Raw genomic sequence first — 15,489 nt, forward strand, 5'->3', positions numbered from 1 at the left:
TGCTTTGAAACAGCCTGGCCCGGAATTACCGTGACAGTGCACTCAAGTCCGTTCGGCCGTCATTGTGTGCAGGCGGGAAGGCGAGGCAGGCGCCGAAATGAGAATCGTCGGCCGCAGACGCAATTAGCATGCGCTTTATTAGTTCCGGAAAATTTTAACGAATCGTTGACCGCGCTGTCCCAGAATAGGACGGCGCGGTCAACCCCAACCGGACTGCGCCGGCGGCTCCGGCACACAGCGCCCCCCGCACTGTCGGAGCCGCTACTTACACTCCCTAATATACCAGCGATGGTTGAATCAACTGTTACCGCACGTGCTTTCCACGGCCCTTTCCCGATCGTTAAACTTTGATGGAACGCCGGGATTGGCTTGCCACAGCGGTCCCAGAGCCCTTGAACCGGACGCGAGGAATTACGTGGACACTGCGCCCTGCGCAGGGCTGTCGGCCGGCCGGTAGGCGGCGAGGCATGCCTGGATCGGATTGCCGGGCAAACTGGAAAGCCCGCGAAATTCGGAAAACGAGTCAGGCGGCGAAAAGAAAACGTGCACAGTCACCGTATTTGCGCCAACGAATATGGTCTGGTCCCATCTCATCCAAAAGAGGTAGCTTGCAACGCGGTGGCGGACCCGCAATCAGCTTTGGCAAGACACCCGGCGGCACACGGCGGCAAGCACCGGCGCCGAAAGCCACGACCCGCTACGGAATTAGACCTACCTGAAGCGCAAAAGCCAAGGACGGTGCGCAACGCAGTGCCCTTCTGCAGGCGCGAGCGGTGCGACTACGGTGACGGTGCACTTCCATGTTCGTCTGGCTGCCACTGCGGGTAGGTTGAACGTAGAGGGGAGGATGGCGGCGAAAAAGTGGTGCACTGTCAGCGCAATTCCGCGCAATTTGCCGGCTCAGCCCATCCCGCGATGTTCGCACAACTGTCTCTGTCGCTTGCGCGAGGCCGGACCCTGACGCACCTGCCGACGAGCCACCACAGATCACTCTTGAAGCAGCGGCAGAACCTTTTCGTCCAGGAATTTGAGACGCCTACCCAACATTTCCGCGTTGGCGGGATTCGCCGGAACATTGACAGGAATCAGCTTCGCAACGGACTTCCGCTTCCGAGCGGCTTCAACCCATTCTTCCATGGCGCCAATGTATCCATCCAGCGCCTCATACGGAGTTCTGACGTCGTCGCCTGGCATGTAAGCTGGAGGCACATCACCCACGATCACCCATATCCATGCGGGTACATCTGACCTTCCAGGCAAAATCTCGAAGAGAAAAATGTATACTATGCCCTCGGCACCATATCCAAAATACTCCGTCTTGATATTCTTCCCCCACTCAAAAAATTTAATGTATTCACGGGCCTCGCCAAGGGCAGCGTCAAAATTATCGTCCGAGTCCGGATCTTCCGCCGCAAGCGGCAAACGACTGACCTTGCTGAGATCTGGGGCGATTGCATTCATACTCCGTCTCCACCAATCAAGTTCTTCTTGCGCCATCGCCTCTCAGCCCAGCGCGCAAAATCTGCAGCATCTTGATGATGCCTAATATGGTCGTCCCGGAAACGAGGCTTCACATTCAATACGTGATCTCCCCCCACCATCGGCCAGCGGTACCTCATGGGAAACGTCCATAAGACGAAACTAACTCAGCTCCGATTCTTTCGGCTCATCAGGCATCTTGGCACGCTTCCACGGCGAGGTTTTTGTATCGCGCCAAGCATGCCAGCCCAACGGCAAATCCGCCAACTGCGCAACAGTTTGATCAAGCTCTACCACCTCGACCAAGGCCACCAAAATTAGGTCATCTTGATCAATCTCAGCCTCACTTCCATAGAATTGCCACGACTCGTCATCGTCATCATGTGATACATACGCAATCCAACCTGCACTACTGAATACTTTCCGAGTAGATATGACGGCCAAATTTTTTTTGTCTTTGAACTTCCAGCTGCCCATCTCATTACCTATTTGTTTGATTTGTCCAAATTCTCAAACCTGGCGAGAATCTGGAGATTTTTGTAGCTATTTGATCCAGGTGATTTCGTCTTGTCGGCAGGATTAACTGGATCTATGTGATCAATATGCGCTTCATTTTTGGGAGGAGTGACACCTCTCCTACTTTGATTTGGTGCAGTTACCTCTATTCCGCTCTTATCTGATCTTAGATAACCACCGTTGATTTTCATGTTTTCCTTAAATATGGCTATTCTCTGCTTCTTTGTTGGTTTGTTGCCTGGAGCAACGTTGGGAGGATCCTCCAAATGTGCATACGGCCTCCTTATTTCGTCTGCCTTGCCAGTCGAAACCGGAATCTCTTCTGTACTAGTTGTCGAGATAGAGCCCGGCCCATTATCCGGAGCGATATCGGGTTTAGCAATGCTGGAGCGCTCGGCGAGCCTTGCCAACACCTGGCTGCCAATTGCACTAAGCCCTTCGGCAAGGACATTGCCGCTGGCACCCCAAAGCGCGCCATTGGCAATCCCCCGGGGGATACTCCCGCCAGTGTTGTAGGCGGATGCGCCGCCGTAAGCGCCACCCGCCGCGCCCCCAGCGGCGGTTCGCCAATCCCTGCCCAGCCCAGCAAAGCGGTTACGCCCTTCGCCAGGCCATATCCGGTCAAGCCGGCGCCGAGGGCCTCTGCCGCCCAACGGGCTGAGCCGGCCCGGTCCTCGGCATCCTCGGTCCGGGTCTGCTCCTTTTTGAGAAGGTCCTCGTAGCTCCCACCCGACAAAGCGGAATCGAGCCCGGCGGAGATCGCGTCCGCACCGCCGGCGGTCCCGCCCTTAGCGGTGAGGCGACCGACATCCCCGAATGCCAAGCCGAACTGCTGCAACAGCGGCATGGTGCTGTACTGGGCTCGGGCCGGATGTTCGCCGATCCAGGCCAGTCCGTTCTTCAGCTCGGCAAGCTGGGCTTCCAACAACTCTGGCGTGATGTTCGAATCCTGGGCCGCCCTGGCTCGCCATTGGGCTTGCGCCGCCAAGGAAATCTGTTCAGCCACCGCCTTGCGCGCGCCCGGGTCGCGAACCGCCAGGACAATCGCACTCAACTCCGCAAAACGCTTCTCGAACGGAACGCTTGGGTCGATGTATTGCGTGGCTCGTTGGCTCGAAACTGCCCGGGGCAGGGGAAGTTTTCTGTCGAAACCCAACTCTTGCTGCGCAGCGAGGGCCCAAGTCACGGCAGCCTGGAAATCCTCAGGCGTCGAGACCTTGCTCCAGTCGGGGGCCGGCCCCGGGAACATCTGGCTGACGTAGTCGACAGGGTCGTCGCGCCTGGCGCCCAGCACCAATTGCGCCGCGCCAGCCTTAATCTCGTATTGCTCGCGCTGTTCCGGCGAGCCATCAGGACCTGGCTCAAAATCCCGAAGCTCGGCATGGATCGCCTGGTTTGGCGCACGGCGCATTTTGAAGAATGCTTCGGCGAGGCCGGTCGTTAGATTGAAGATTTGGAAACGGGCCGCGCCCTCGCCTGCGCCGTAGATGTTGACGAAATCCTGTGCGGTTGGTTTCTCCTCGGGATATTGACCCGTGCTGGCGATGACCGCCGGCGCATTCTGCTCTGCGAGTTGCACCTTGGCGCGGGCATCGACCAACTGCGCGGCGGTCGCCGTGTTGGCCTGATCGAGTAGCGCGGCAACATCGCCTGGCGCCAAATAGGTAATGGCGTCGAGCGATACGGCGGCTGTCTGGCCATCCGGCGGTGTCGAGCTGGTTGCACCAACGGCCTCGGCGCTGTCGTCCTTGGTCCGGCCTCCAGCCTGCGCCGTGCCTAGCATCTCGGCAGCGCGCTTCGGATCCTGCGCGATCATCGCATGGACCAACGCCTTGGCCGTGTTGCCGCGCCAGGTGGCCTCCGCCGCCTGCCTGATGAGCGGGTTGCCGATCTTGGCGATCAGGTCGAAGCCGCTCTGCCGGATCGCTTCGAAACTTCCGATGTCGTTCGGATTGCTCTTTGCGATCGCGCTGGTCGAGATGTTGTCGACCTCGGTCAACTCGGCCAGCTCATAATCATCACGCCGCCCTTGCTGCCTTGCGGCCATGCGCAGCGAGCCGGGCGCGCGCATCGCCTCCTTCTGGCTGGCGAAAGCGGCGCGCTGGCTTTCGGGCATGGTCGGCAAGGCATCGTCGAACAGCGTGTCGAACAGGCCTGGTTTGACCACGCGGCCGGTGCGCGGATCGACCTGGCCGTACATGGCGTCATGCAGGCCTGCGCCATCGGCCGGCGCATTGGCCGTCACCTCGTCTTCCGCCTGCGCGATGCGGCCGTTGAAGCGGCGGCGCGCGATCTCGGCGTCGAACGCGTCCTGCCGCTCCTTCATCTGCCGGTAGCGCTCGGCGACGGCGGAAAGCTCGTCGCCAAAACCCTGCATCGCCCGGCCGACCTGCGAGCCGTTTGGGTATTGCACCGCATTGCCGGTCTCGAGCCGGCGCTGGGCTATTTGGAGAGGAATGGTCGCCATCAGTAGAGACCCCCGGTGGAAAAGCCGCCCGGTGGCGGCGGGAAGGCGCCCTTGCCGAAGGTCACCGCCCTGGTCGGGTCGTAGAGGCCGGAGAGGCTCGATCCGAGGCTGCGGCCCGCGTTGAAGATCGACGCCGCCACCGCCTGCTTGCCGGAAAAGCGCGAAATGGCCGCCTGCGTACCGAGATTGTTCTGGCGCAGCAGCGAGCTGTACTGGATCGCCTTGAGGTCGAGCTGGCCCTGCCCGGCGTTGGCCGCCAGCACCTCGGCCGGCGAGCCGGCCGTGCCGACGCCGGAAGCGCCGGCCAGGGCCCGCGCCTGCGCCTGCAGGAGATCCTGCTTGTGGCGCTCCTGGCCCTGTTCGAAGGCGGCGCTTTGCGCGTCGGCCCGCGCCTGCTGCTCGTAGGCCCTGGCTTGGGCGTCGGCCATCTGCTTCGACTGCCGGCCCTCGGCCAGCGCGCCGCCGACCGAAAGAGCGGTGCCGAGAAGAGCGAGTGTGCACATGGTTCAGCCTCGTTCGCCCAAGGGTTTGGTTGCGGGAAGGAATTGGCTTTTGACGCCACCGGGACGCCTGACGTCGGGGGGCCTGACTTCGGGACGCTTGACCGGCGCGCCGAGCGCCGGGCGCGGGTCGAGCGCGCCGCCGGGGCTGAGGAAGGTCAGCAGGAGCCTGTCGGCCTGCAGCGCCGGCCGGCTGAGCCGGGCGGGCACAGCGGCACGCGGCCCGGCCATCGCAGTGCGGCGGGTGGTGGTCAGGTTCACCTTCAAATCGGCGACGCCGGCGGCGTCGAACAGCCCGTTGGCGGTGGCGATGGCGCGGGCCAGCGCATCGGCCTCGAACAATTGCTGGCGCAGCTCTTCGACCAGCCGGTGGACGCAGCACCAGCGCTCGCCGAGCAGGGCCGCCCTCGCCTTGATCTCGTCGCCGAGCGCTGCGATTTCGGCGCGGGCTTCGCTCTGCGCGACCTCCGCGCCGCGCTTGCCGGCGGCGTCGATGGTCTTTTCCAAAAGCGCGATTGCCGCGTTGCAGCCGTCGATCGCGGCACGCGCGGCGGCAAGGTCGCCATCGCCGAACACCGCGCGGTCCTCGGCTTGCGCCAGCTCGGCTCTGCGGCGACGCGCGTCGTTGAGGTCGGTGTCAAGCAAGGCGATGACGGCAGCGAATTCGGCAGCCGTCCGCGCCCTGCCGAGTTGCTCGGCATGGGGGGATGTCATTGGTTGGGGGTCCTTTTGGGGGAGTGAGGGGGCGATCCGCGAAGCGGAAAGGATCAACGCCGACGGGACAGCACCCCCGTCTGGCCTGCCGGCCATCTCCCCCGCAAGGAGGGAGATTGGCAGTTCAGACGTTGCCGCTGCGCCTACAACGTTGGCGATTGGCGAAGGCAGGGGTGCCGTCTGATCTCCCCCCTTGCGGGGGAGATGGCCGGCAGGCCAGAGGGGGGTGAGCGGGAATGCAACCTTCGGCTTGCGCCTCGCCGCTAAGGCTCCGCGTCGAACACCGGCGTGAAGGCGCGGATGGTGCAGGGCGTCGGGTTGACGTGGCGGATCCTCACCCTTCCCTGCCCTTCCCAGCTGTCGTCGATCGGCACCTCGACATTGCCGGTGAACAGCGTTGCCCCGCCATCCGGCGCGACGATCGAGGGCATGCGCACCGGCTCCCAGCGGCCGCGCATGAGCGATTGCACTTCGAGCCCGGTGGTGTCGGTCTCGAGCAGCGACAGGATCGCTTTCGCCACCTTCTTGCGGCGGCCGATGATGGAGCCGTCGCGGCCGCCGACATCGAGCTCCAGCGTGTCGGCGCCCGCCGCATAAGGCAGGCCGAGCTGCCATTTGGCCGATGCAGCCGACCCCGCCGGCAAGGTCACGGTGCCACCGCTGCTGACCGTCAGGCCGCGATAGACCTTTGCGCCGGCCAGTACATCGACGGACTGGCCGGCGAGATGTAGCGCGCCGCCCACCGTGGTCACCGCCGCGCCGGAATAGGTCAGGCCGCAATCGACCTCGAAGGCGTCGCCGATCGCGCCATATTCGAAGGGCGCGGTCTTGATCTCGATGAAGCGCCTGGTGGCGCCGCCAATGGTGCGCTTGACGACCAGCCAGAGATCGTCGTTGCCGTTCTGGCCCGGCGTCACCACGGCACTTTCGACAACCGCCCGTCCCAATCCGCCGAAGTCGCCGCCCAGGCGATGCCGGTGCATGCCTCGGACTTCCTGCGATGGCTGATGGGTATAACCGCCAAGCTCGCCATTGCCGAGCGGGAACCACAGCAGGGGATCAGGGTCGGTCTGGAAGGCCAGTTCTACCACGCCAAGCTTCGGGATATGCTCGGAAATCTGGCCGACATCATCGGAGGTGAAACGGCTCTGCGCGGTCTGCGTCAGCTCGGCGATCGATTTGCGCGAGCGTGTGACATAGAGGAACGACTGGCCCGCATCGACCGGACGGATGCGGGCGCAGCCGAAGGTGCGCGAACGCCGGTTCTTGAACGAGGTCGGCGTCAGCGCCTCGTCGATGCCCGAGCCCGACAGGGCCCGCACGCCGCCCGACGTGCCGATCAGCAGCGCGCCGTCGGATTCGGCGATCCAGACGATGTCGTTGGCCTGGCCGCCGCCGGCCTGCACGAACTCCAGCGCGTCGTCGTCCTTCTCGCCCAGCGCGAAATTGTCGAAATCGCCGGTGGCCGAGGCATAGACCGAGAATTTCCGGCTGAACGCCAGGCGTTCCTCATAGAGCGAGCCCGACTGGACATACTTGCCGGGAACGAAGGTACCGAGCCGCCAGCGGGTGATCGGGCCGAGGTCAGGCAGAGCGAAGCCATAAAGCTGGATGGTGACCACGGTGGTGCTGGTGCGGGCGATGATCTTGGCCCAACGCCAGCGCCCGTCCGAGCCGAACAGGCGGACAGCGCGGCCGACATCGCTGGCCTGGAACCCGGTGCCGCCATTGACGCCGACGGTGGAGGAGGCCGTCAGGTTGAACGGCGTCTGGCTGGCGGCGGCGCGATTGAAGGTCAGTTCGGCGAAGTCGACATCGGTGGCGCCGTCGATCGCCTTCCAGGTGAAGCGATGGTATTCAAATCCGGTCTTGTTGACGAACTCGTAGAAGCGGGTTTCGCCGGCGTTCCAGGCGATCTCGCTGGTCCGGGTGTCGAGCGCCACCCAAGTCGTGCCGTTGTTCGACCCTTCGAGCACCCAATTCGTCGGCGTCCTGTCCTGGGTGCCGCCCGAGCGTGCGGTCAGCGTGTAGTTTTCGACGATGACCTGCGCGCCGCCGGCCGTGCGGTAGGTGACGGAACCGGTATCACCGACAGTGCCAACGTGGCTGACGCTGTCCTTGTCGAACACTTTCCACGCGTCCACGGACCCGCCAAAGCCCGACACCGTGCCGCTTGGCGCGACGTTGGATGTCATCGGCGGCGTCAGCGAACCGTAGTCGGACGGGACCAGCGCCGTCGCCGTGGCATTGATCGGGTCATAGGGACCGTCGAGGAACTGGTAGTCGCTCAGGGCCCATGCGGTCTGCGCGGTGCGCGTCAGCACCTTGGTCGGATAGGTCTCATGGGTGATCCACATCTGGTCCGCGGATTGCACGAACTGGAGGTTGAACAGGTCGGCCTCGAGATACGGCGTCACCACCTCGACCGTGCCGACGCGGGCGCCATAGGCGTACACGCGGATGTAGAGGTCGCCGAATTCAAGCGCGTAGGCCTGGTTGGCCGAAAAGATAAAGGGGATCAGCCGCGTCTTCTTCGTCGAAATCTTCACCTCGCCGGCAAAGTAGGTGCCGCCACGCTTGCGGATGCCGCCATGCGGCAGCGTGACGAAGTTCTCGCATTTGGCCAGTGCCGCCCGATAGAAATCGAGCGACGCGCGCGCATGCAGGCGCGGCGAGATCTCGCCGCGGGTGAAGACGTCCTGGACCGGATAGAGCGTCGTCATCAGCGCAAGATCCTGCTGTCGCCGGGCGCGACCCGGTTGTCGCCGCGCTGGTACGCCCAGGACGCGGTGTAGGAGCGGCCGCCGCGCTGGATGGCGCTGGCGTTGAGCGCGGCGTCAAGCGCCCGGTCGTAGGCCGAGCGGGCAATGTCGATCATGCCCGACTTGTGGGTCAGCGGATGCGCCACCTTGATGGCAAGTGCCGCCACCAGCACTTCGGTGAACAGCGCGTCCCAGTCGTTCGGATCGGTGAGGTTGGCGACATAGCGGATCGCCAGCGGCCCGGGCTGGTCGCTGTAGATGAGGTCAGCCTCCTGCCGCCACGAGATTGGCACGCCATCCGGTTCGCCATTGCGGGTCGGCGGCAGCGGCCGCAGGCAGTCGGCCGGCAACTCGTAGGCGAAGTTCAAGCTGGACGCGTCGCCGCCGGTGTCCGAGCCCGCGACCGTGGCGCGCAGGATCGCGAACACCCAGGCATATTTGGTCAGCTCCGCCTCCCGTGTCAGGTCGAAATGCAGGTTGATGAGGCGTGCAGCCTTGACGTCCTGGTCGAGACTGTCGATCGGCGCCTCGTCGAGCACGGCAAGCGCCATGTTGGCGATATCGAGTGGGGTGATGGCCATGGGGTCAGCGCCTCCGTGAAGGATGTTGATCGGGATAGTTCGGGCATGAAAAAAGCCGCTGCGAAGCGGCTTGGGATTTTGTGTCGATGAGAGTTTGGAGCTGGCGGGCTACAGCCTGTCAGATTAGCCACCTGTGCCAAATCGGGCTGGAGAACAACGCCAAGACTACGAGAGCACACCATACCAGCTGCAAGCCGAACAAGAGCAAACACCACCAGGCGAAACGATCGCCCCGGTCGGCCTGTCGCTTGAGAGCGCCATACTTTGCCCAACTCGAGATTGAATAGAGCATCGAGTACAGGGAATTGCCCCTTGGAGGGTCAACCTCGATTTCCTCTCCGAGAAGATGGCCTCCGTACAATTGAAACGGCGCGGACAGGACAAGGCCTATGATGATGGCAGGAAGGAACCAGTTCAAATTAATGTTCTCGCACCGCAGTAGACCGCCATTCTAGCTGCCCTCGGCAAGGAAACAGTTACGTCACCCATGACAATTCGACTATTCGTGCAGGGAGCGGGAGCTCGTCGCCCCCGCCCCTCTTGATCAGGCCTCGGTCGTCTTCAGCGCGATGAACGTCATCGCCTTGACGCTCGACGCGGTGCGGTCCCAGTTGGCCGCCAGCGCGAGTTCCGCATCGGTGGCGAACTCGCCGGCCGAGGCGGCGTCGAGGAAGCGGGTGCCGGGAACATGTGGCACGAAATGCCGGCGGCCGACCATTTCGGTGACGCCGCCGCCATGGCCTTGGCGCGGCTTGCGGTCGAACTCCAGCGGCCCGCCTTCGGTGTTGACCGGCAGCTCGTTCCACAGGATCGCCTTGTCCTTGAACATGAACGCGGTGTAGACGCCCGCCACCACGGGAATGTCGTCGTCGACGACGGCGCGCAGCCCCATGTAGTAGGGGATCAGCGGCCCGCCCTGCTGCGACGACGGCACATAGTCGATGAGGTCGGCGAGCTTCAGCGCCTTCATCTGCTTGGAGTGCATCCAGAGCGTCTTGAACTTGTCCGCGCGGTCGCCCATCAGATAGGCGGCCTCGATGATGTCGGTGTCGACAATGGAGGCGCCGGTGGTGCGCACCAGATCGCTGCCGTCATTGGCGATGTTGTCGGCGACGACGCCTTTCAGGATGCCGAGCAAGGTCAGCTTGTTGGCGCGCTGCCAGTACTCGGTCTGCCGCTTGACGATCAGCTTCTGCGGATCGTCACCCGCCAGGATCGAGGTCAGGTCCGGAACGCCCCACGCCTGGGCACGGACATTGCGGGCGGCGACCTCGCGACGCGAACCGATCTTCTTCATCTCGATCGAATCGGCCGGATCGTCATTGACCGGCTCGGACGGGTCGTTGCCGAGATCCTTCCAGCCGGGCATGTCGACCGAGCGGCCGCCCATCGACAGTTTCGAGGCGATGGCCGGGTCGGAAAACAGGATTCCGGCCTGGTAGATTTCGAGCGACTGGACATGTTCCTCGAACGCATATTGCGCATAGACGGACGGAACGATCGCGTCCGCGATACGGGTGTAGGCATCTGCCATTTTTCTCTTCCTTTTGCGTTGGTTAGCGGTGATCTCTCAAAGTCAGCGAGGATTATTCGGCATCCACCGATCCGGGTTCTCACCGGCTTCGCGGGCCAGCCTCCGGGCACGGGCGGGGTCGCTTTTGACGAGGGCTGAAATCGCCGAAATGTTGCGTTCGCCGGCGGCGTTGCGCTTGAACGGATTGCCTCCGCTGAAAGCAGCACCGCCGTCGATCGTGTCTTCCGTGAACATCGCCTCGCCGATGGCGTGGAACGCCTTGGCGATCTGCGGATCGGTCAAGGCCCCGTCAGGCAGAAGGATGCCCTTCGCCTTGTAGGCGTCGACCAGGCCGAGCTTCTTCATGGCCCGGTTGGCGACCTCGAGCTTCCGGCGAAAGCCGTCGCTGTCGGTCGGCCCCCAATCCCTGACAAGGTCGTCATGGGTGGCCTCGACCGAGCGGGCGAGCGCGATCTCCTGTGCTTTTGCCTGCTCGGCCATGTAACCGACGAACTTGTCGTGATAGGCCTGCGCGGTCTTCGGCGAGGCACCGGCTTCGACCGCCCAGGCCTTGGACGCCTGGGCGAGTTCGTCCGAATAGGCGAAGTTTTCCGGCAACCCTTCCGGGCGTCGGTACTCGACCTTTTCGGACGAGGTGACCGGACGCATCGCCTCGGGCAGCCGGGCATGAAACCGGTCCCAGTCTTCCCGGGATGCGTCGGGCTGGGGAATGCGCAGGCTCTCACCCTGCTGCCGCTCCAGCTCCGCATAGGATGTGAAAACCCGATCGAGGCTTTCAGGCTTGGTCCAACCCTTGGTTTCAGCGAGCTTGCGGTTGCCTTCGGAAAGACCGTCAAACCAACTTTGGACGACAGGCGCGGCGGACCCGTTGTCCGCACCAGCCGGTGATCGTACCGGGTTGCCCGCCGGCTGCGCACGCGCCGCCACGGACCCGGCGTCTGCCAGATCTGTCATGTGATGTTCCTTTGTGAGGGGTTAGAAAAGAGCCGGCGGCAAAGCTGCCAATCTCCCTCCACGAGAGGGGAGATCGGCCGTCATCGCCGCTTACGTCAATCGCCCATGTTTTGGCTCAGGGCGTGTCGAGATTCCGGTCAGGCCGAGCCGAAAATGGTGGGCTTCGAGAACCGGAGCGGAGCGTACGTTTGGGTACGTGAGCACCGGAAGCGCAGAAGACCGCCGTTTGTAGGCCGGCCTCGCCGGAATATCGGCATGCCCTAGGCGTTATCCCCCCAGTTCTCCCACAGCACCGTAATCGTCCCGGTCACCGCGATCGTCCCATCGGCATCGATATCGGTGCCGGTGGGCAAGGCGAAGTTGAGATAGAGATCGACCGGCGTGATGGTGCCATCCAGCGTCGCGGCGACGGCGATGTCGGCGGTCGAGGCGGTGGAGAGTGCCGCACCGGCGCCGTCGAGCGTGCGAGCGGTGGCGGCGAGCACATTGACCATGGTCGAGGCCAGTGTCGCGCTCGATGCCGGCGCCGAGCCGAGCGACCAGGTGAGTGCTGCATTGTCGTTGACGGTCGCCGCGCGCGCCGTCAGCACGGCGAACTGCAATCTTGCCGTGCCACCCTTGATGCGCACCTTGCCGTCGGCGAAGTCGAAGATCTTCTGGCTGGCATAGGCCAGCGCGTCGGTGACCGGCACCGGCATGGCACTGAACGAAAAGACGGTGCGGAAAGCGCCGCCCTGCCCCGATGTGACGGCCTTCAGGCCGGCTTTCGGCGGGGCAAGGCCGGCCTCGCGGGCGGCGGCGCGGACAAGTGTGCGGGGAAGACCTCGGGTCATTGGTATGTCTCCATTGTTTGAGTGAGGAGTGGTGCGCGCAGCGCATGGGAAGCCAATTGCTTGGCTTTCCAAACGACGAACGCCCGGAGCGATAGCGAAGGGCCGGGCGCAGCCAGGCCGAACCGGCAAAGGCTGAATCATTCTGACAAGGATCGGCGCTACCGCCTTGTTCGCATGAGGTGTTTTCGGGCCTCGATCCATCAACGCCCGAGAAACCCTGTCTTATATCGTGAGGCCCGGTGCCCCCGTTCCGCCGCAATGCGGCGGCACGTGGCGAGCCATAGGGATTTCAGGCATTCAAGGGAGACTTCATATGAACTTTCACAAAGCCATCGCCGCCGTGCTGATGACTGCAGCACTTGCAGGCTGCGCACAGACCGAAGGCCAGCAGAGAGCCGGAACCGGCGCGCTGATCGGCGGCGCCGGCGGCGCCCTCGTCGGCCAGGCCATTGGCGGCAACACCAAGAGCACGGTCATCGGCGCGGCCAGCGGCGCCCTGCTCGGCGCGGTCGTCGGCTCGGCCACCACCCCGCAACCGCAACGCCGCGGCGAACAGATGTGCCGCTACCAGGACCGCGACGGCCGCATCTACACCGCCCCCTGCGACGACCGGTATTATAACGGCGACTATTGATCGTTAGCCCCTTCTCCCCGTTCAACGGGGAGAAGGTCCCGGCAGGGGGGTCCGAAGGACGGGCAGCGCCATGTTGCGAAATGCTGGCACCGCCCCTCACCTGCCTGCCGGCATCCTCTCCCCGTGAACGGGGAGAGGGACGCAGCTTGAGCGTCCCTACCTCTCCTCCAACCTTGCCGCCTTCTCCAGCGCCACCAGCTGCGCCTCGTCCAGCGTCAGAAATCCCATGATGTGCTGCACCACCTCGGCGCGTGCATTGCTGAGCGCGCTGTGCAGTTCGAAGCCGTTGGGCGTACGGGTCCGCGCCATCCATTCGCCATAGGACGGGCGCCTGTAGTAGCCGACCGTCGCCGCGAGGTCGGCCAGCACCATCTCGCCGTCGGCGCCGGAAAACACCCTGAGATACGCCTTGGCCAGCGCCTCACGGGCCTTGGTTGGGCCGCCGGCCTGCGCGGAATGGGCGAAGCGTTTGTGGCTCATGCGCCGCCACCCGCCGCGTCCGGACCAGCCGCCGCGCCCGATGTTCCTTGTACGCCTTCACCAGCCGACCCGGCCTGGCCCTGCAGCATGCCTTGCAACCCGTCGAGCAGCCCGCTGTCGCGCGCCTGCACGGCCGCCGGCACGGCATCCTTGGCCGCCTTCCCGGCTGTGGCGATCGCCGCCATGCCGGCCTGGGCCTGGCTTGCCTTGGCGCGGGCATCGCGCAGGCTGTCGACCTCTTGCCTGCGGCGGAAAATGCGCTGCGGGCTGCGGCCGGCGCCCTGCACGATCTTGATCGCCTCGTCGCTGTCGATGTTGTCCATCACGCCGGGATCGAACTGCGCCATCTGCATGGCCGTCGTCACCACCTGGATGGTGTCGCGCGCCTCGGCCGAGCGACGCAGCACGTCGAGCGGGCCGGTAAAGGTCGGCCGCACCGCCTTGCCGGCGAGGCTCGCCGGCGGCAGGAAGCGGCTGTCTTCGTCATAAAGCCCCTTGTCCTCGAGAATGCCGAGCTCGCGGTCGAGATTGGTGGCAAAGCCGGCCTGGATGATCGAGCCGGAGGGCCCGAGCAGCGCGCCCTTTTCTTCTTGCCTGATCAGCGCTTCGGTGGCCGTCATCTGCGGGTTCTGCACCAGTGTCTGGAACAGGTTGACGAACATCATGTCGCGGATCTCGTCGGCGCGGCTCTGCGCATAGTTGAAGGCATAGGTCGGGTTCTGCCCGGTCGAGATCGGCGCGATCAGCGGCCGGCCATTGTCGTCGATCAGGCCGGGATAGTTCTCGCCGGGATTGAGCACCGGCACATAGTCGAGCCGGGCTTTCGAGGCGGTTGCCGGATCGGTGATCTGCTGCAGCGCGCGCAAGCCCGACCGGCGCACGGCGTTTTCCTCACGCACGGTCGTCAGCGCCTCGATGGTCGGCGAGACGCCGTACGGATCGCCCTCGTAGCGGCGCCAGTTGAACGTCGACACCGGGAAGGTGCGGAAGCTGCTTTCCCGCACGATCTCCTCCTCGTCCTCGATGACATGGTAGGAGGCAAACGCCGTGTCGAGATACTGGGTGTGGCCGCCGAGCCGATACATCTTGCGCTCGTCGCGCGGCTGGATGCACTGGACCAGCGAGATCTTGGTCTCGCATTTGGCCGGATCGTCGACCAGCATTTTGATGCGCGCGGGCAGCTTTTCATAGCCGAGCAGCTGCGCCGCCTGCCGCGCAGTGCGCTCGTAGCGGCGGTGAAAGATGTCGACCTGGCCCCAGCGGTTGCGCGAGAGATAGCCCTCGACTACGGGGATCGAGGCATAGCGGATCAGCGTCGAGCCAAACCCTTCCTCCGCATAGAGATAGGCCGGGCCATAGCGCACGACATTGCGCAGGCAGGCCTGTGTCGCCGGCACGAAGTTCGAATTGGCCGAGTAGCGCAACGAGAACAGGAAATCGCGCAGGGATTCCGCCCATTCCATTTCCTCGTCGGTCTCCTCGTCGTTCATTTCGGCGGTCGACAGGCCGTGCCATTTTTCCGACTGCGGAATGATCAGGCTTTCGAGGCCTGCAGCGAGCCGGTTGGCGGCCGAGTTGATGGTGTTGGCGTAGACCCGCGCGCCCCGCCGCTCCTGCCGCTCGGCCTGCGAATCCGCCCCACCGCCACGGCGGCCGCCCCATATGTCGGGCGCATCGGGATCGCAGAACTCAGCCACCTGCTCCCACACCGCCTCATACTGGCTGCGCTCGCTCTCGAGCTCGGACTGGCGGGACAGGATATCGCGGGCACGGGAATCGGTCATGGGATGTCTCACTTGTTTGGCGCAAAGGCCGAAGCTGCCAATCTCCCCCTCGTGGGGGAGATGTCCGGCAGGACAGAGGGGGGCGCTGTCCCGCCGACCTGCAATCATTTTGGTGTTTTGCTTTTAGGAAATCGCAAAGGCTGGCGTTCCTTCACACCCCCCCTCTGCCCTGCCGGGCATCTCCCCCTCGAGGGGGGAGATTGGCAGCTTCGGCACCATGTCATTCTTTTGCGCGGTTCTCAGTCTAAGAT

At 63.9% G+C, this 15,489-nt stretch carries 14 protein-coding genes; 1 reads left to right on the top strand and 13 read right to left on the bottom strand.

The window, feature by feature from the left end:
- Nucleotides 1-987 precede the first annotated feature (987 nt).
- The 11 genes from AC1D08_RS10785 to AC1D08_RS10835 form a co-directional block, all read right to left on the bottom strand.
- The gene (locus AC1D08_RS10785; RefSeq protein WP_457155047.1) at nt 988-1,461 is read right to left on the bottom strand and encodes a hypothetical protein; all 474 of its coding nucleotides are present in this window, start codon (nt 1,459-1,461) and stop codon (nt 988-990) included.
- A 180-nt stretch (nt 1,462-1,641) separates the two neighbouring features.
- On the bottom strand, nt 1,642-1,956 hold the full coding sequence (locus AC1D08_RS10790; RefSeq protein ID WP_457155048.1) for a hypothetical protein: 315 nt from the start codon (nt 1,954-1,956) through the stop codon (nt 1,642-1,644).
- A gap of 8 nt (nt 1,957-1,964) precedes the next feature.
- Nucleotides 1,965-2,261 (bottom strand): HNH endonuclease signature motif containing protein, encoded by a 297-nt coding sequence (locus tag AC1D08_RS10795; protein WP_457155049.1) that lies wholly within the window; start codon nt 2,259-2,261, stop codon nt 1,965-1,967.
- A 17-nt stretch (nt 2,262-2,278) separates the two neighbouring features.
- On the bottom strand, nt 2,279-4,462 hold the full coding sequence (locus AC1D08_RS10800) for a hypothetical protein (protein WP_477423097.1): 2,184 nt from the start codon (nt 4,460-4,462) through the stop codon (nt 2,279-2,281).
- Entirely contained in the window at nt 4,462-4,965 is a 504-nt protein-coding gene (locus AC1D08_RS10805; protein ID WP_457152180.1) for a hypothetical protein, read from the bottom strand. The genes AC1D08_RS10800 and AC1D08_RS10805 overlap by 1 nt, the downstream gene beginning before the upstream one ends.
- Nucleotides 4,966-4,968: 3 nt before the next feature.
- Nucleotides 4,969-5,676 (bottom strand): hypothetical protein, encoded by a 708-nt coding sequence (locus tag AC1D08_RS10810; RefSeq protein WP_457152179.1) that lies wholly within the window; start codon nt 5,674-5,676, stop codon nt 4,969-4,971.
- 263 nt (nt 5,677-5,939) lie between these two features.
- Nucleotides 5,940-8,399, bottom strand: a complete 2,460-nt coding sequence (locus AC1D08_RS10815; RefSeq protein ID WP_457152178.1) for a phage tail protein — start codon at nt 8,397-8,399, stop codon at nt 5,940-5,942.
- Nucleotides 8,399-9,019 carry a phage connector family protein gene (locus tag AC1D08_RS10820; RefSeq protein ID WP_457152177.1) on the bottom strand — a complete coding sequence of 207 codons (621 nt, stop codon included), beginning with the start codon at nt 9,017-9,019 and terminating at the stop codon, nt 8,399-8,401. Before AC1D08_RS10820 ends, AC1D08_RS10815 begins: the two co-directional genes overlap by 1 nt.
- Before the next feature lie 544 nt (nt 9,020-9,563).
- A complete protein-coding gene (locus AC1D08_RS10825; protein WP_477423100.1) occupies nt 9,564-10,553 on the bottom strand; it encodes a Coat protein in 990 nt (329 codons plus the stop codon).
- Between the two features lie 42 nt (nt 10,554-10,595).
- A complete protein-coding gene (locus AC1D08_RS10830) occupies nt 10,596-11,507 on the bottom strand; it encodes a hypothetical protein (protein ID WP_457152175.1) in 912 nt (303 codons plus the stop codon).
- 260 nt (nt 11,508-11,767) lie between these two features.
- A complete protein-coding gene (locus tag AC1D08_RS10835; RefSeq protein ID WP_477423102.1) occupies nt 11,768-12,340 on the bottom strand; it encodes a hypothetical protein in 573 nt (190 codons plus the stop codon).
- Between the two features lie 313 nt (nt 12,341-12,653).
- Between AC1D08_RS10835 and AC1D08_RS10840 the strand changes: the two genes are divergently transcribed.
- On the top strand, nt 12,654-12,974 hold the full coding sequence (locus AC1D08_RS10840; protein WP_095091384.1) for a YMGG-like glycine zipper-containing protein: 321 nt from the start codon (nt 12,654-12,656) through the stop codon (nt 12,972-12,974).
- A 156-nt stretch (nt 12,975-13,130) separates the two neighbouring features.
- Here AC1D08_RS10840 and AC1D08_RS10845 read toward each other — a convergent pair whose 3' ends face one another.
- Complete coding sequence (locus AC1D08_RS10845) at nt 13,131-13,454, bottom strand: Bbp19 family protein (protein WP_457152173.1); 324 nt, start codon at nt 13,452-13,454, stop codon at nt 13,131-13,133.
- Entirely contained in the window at nt 13,451-15,238 is a 1,788-nt protein-coding gene (locus tag AC1D08_RS10850) for a portal protein (protein ID WP_457152172.1), read from the bottom strand. The genes AC1D08_RS10845 and AC1D08_RS10850 overlap by 4 nt, the downstream gene beginning before the upstream one ends.
- Between the last annotated feature and the right edge of the window lie 251 nt (nt 15,239-15,489).

This window comes from Mesorhizobium sp. P2_E6, from assembly GCF_056403835.1.

Bases quoted from the DNA above. Each gene is read 5' to 3' on its own strand.
- AC1D08_RS10785 (WP_457155047.1), bottom strand. From the start codon at position 1,461: ATGAATGCAATCGCCCCAGATCTCAGCAAGGTCAGTCGTTTGCCGCTT.
- AC1D08_RS10790 (WP_457155048.1), bottom strand. From the start codon at position 1,956: ATGGGCAGCTGGAAGTTCAAAGACAAAAAAAATTTGGCCGTCATATCT.
- AC1D08_RS10800 (WP_477423097.1), bottom strand. From the start codon at position 4,462: ATGGCGACCATTCCTCTCCAAATAGCCCAGCGCCGGCTCGAGACCGGC.
- AC1D08_RS10805 (WP_457152180.1), bottom strand. From the start codon at position 4,965: ATGTGCACACTCGCTCTTCTCGGCACCGCTCTTTCGGTCGGCGGCGCG.
- AC1D08_RS10810 (WP_457152179.1), bottom strand. From the start codon at position 5,676: ATGACATCCCCCCATGCCGAGCAACTCGGCAGGGCGCGGACGGCTGCC.
- AC1D08_RS10815 (WP_457152178.1), bottom strand. From the start codon at position 8,399: ATGACGACGCTCTATCCGGTCCAGGACGTCTTCACCCGCGGCGAGATC.
- AC1D08_RS10820 (WP_457152177.1), bottom strand. From the start codon at position 9,019: ATGGCCATCACCCCACTCGATATCGCCAACATGGCGCTTGCCGTGCTC.
- AC1D08_RS10825 (WP_477423100.1), bottom strand. From the start codon at position 10,553: ATGGCAGATGCCTACACCCGTATCGCGGACGCGATCGTTCCGTCCGTC.
- AC1D08_RS10830 (WP_457152175.1), bottom strand. From the start codon at position 11,507: ATGACAGATCTGGCAGACGCCGGGTCCGTGGCGGCGCGTGCGCAGCCG.
- AC1D08_RS10835 (WP_477423102.1), bottom strand. From the start codon at position 12,340: ATGACCCGAGGTCTTCCCCGCACACTTGTCCGCGCCGCCGCCCGCGAG.
- AC1D08_RS10840 (WP_095091384.1), top strand. From the start codon at position 12,654: ATGAACTTTCACAAAGCCATCGCCGCCGTGCTGATGACTGCAGCACTT.
- AC1D08_RS10845 (WP_457152173.1), bottom strand. From the start codon at position 13,454: ATGAGCCACAAACGCTTCGCCCATTCCGCGCAGGCCGGCGGCCCAACC.
- AC1D08_RS10850 (WP_457152172.1), bottom strand. From the start codon at position 15,238: ATGACCGATTCCCGTGCCCGCGATATCCTGTCCCGCCAGTCCGAGCTC.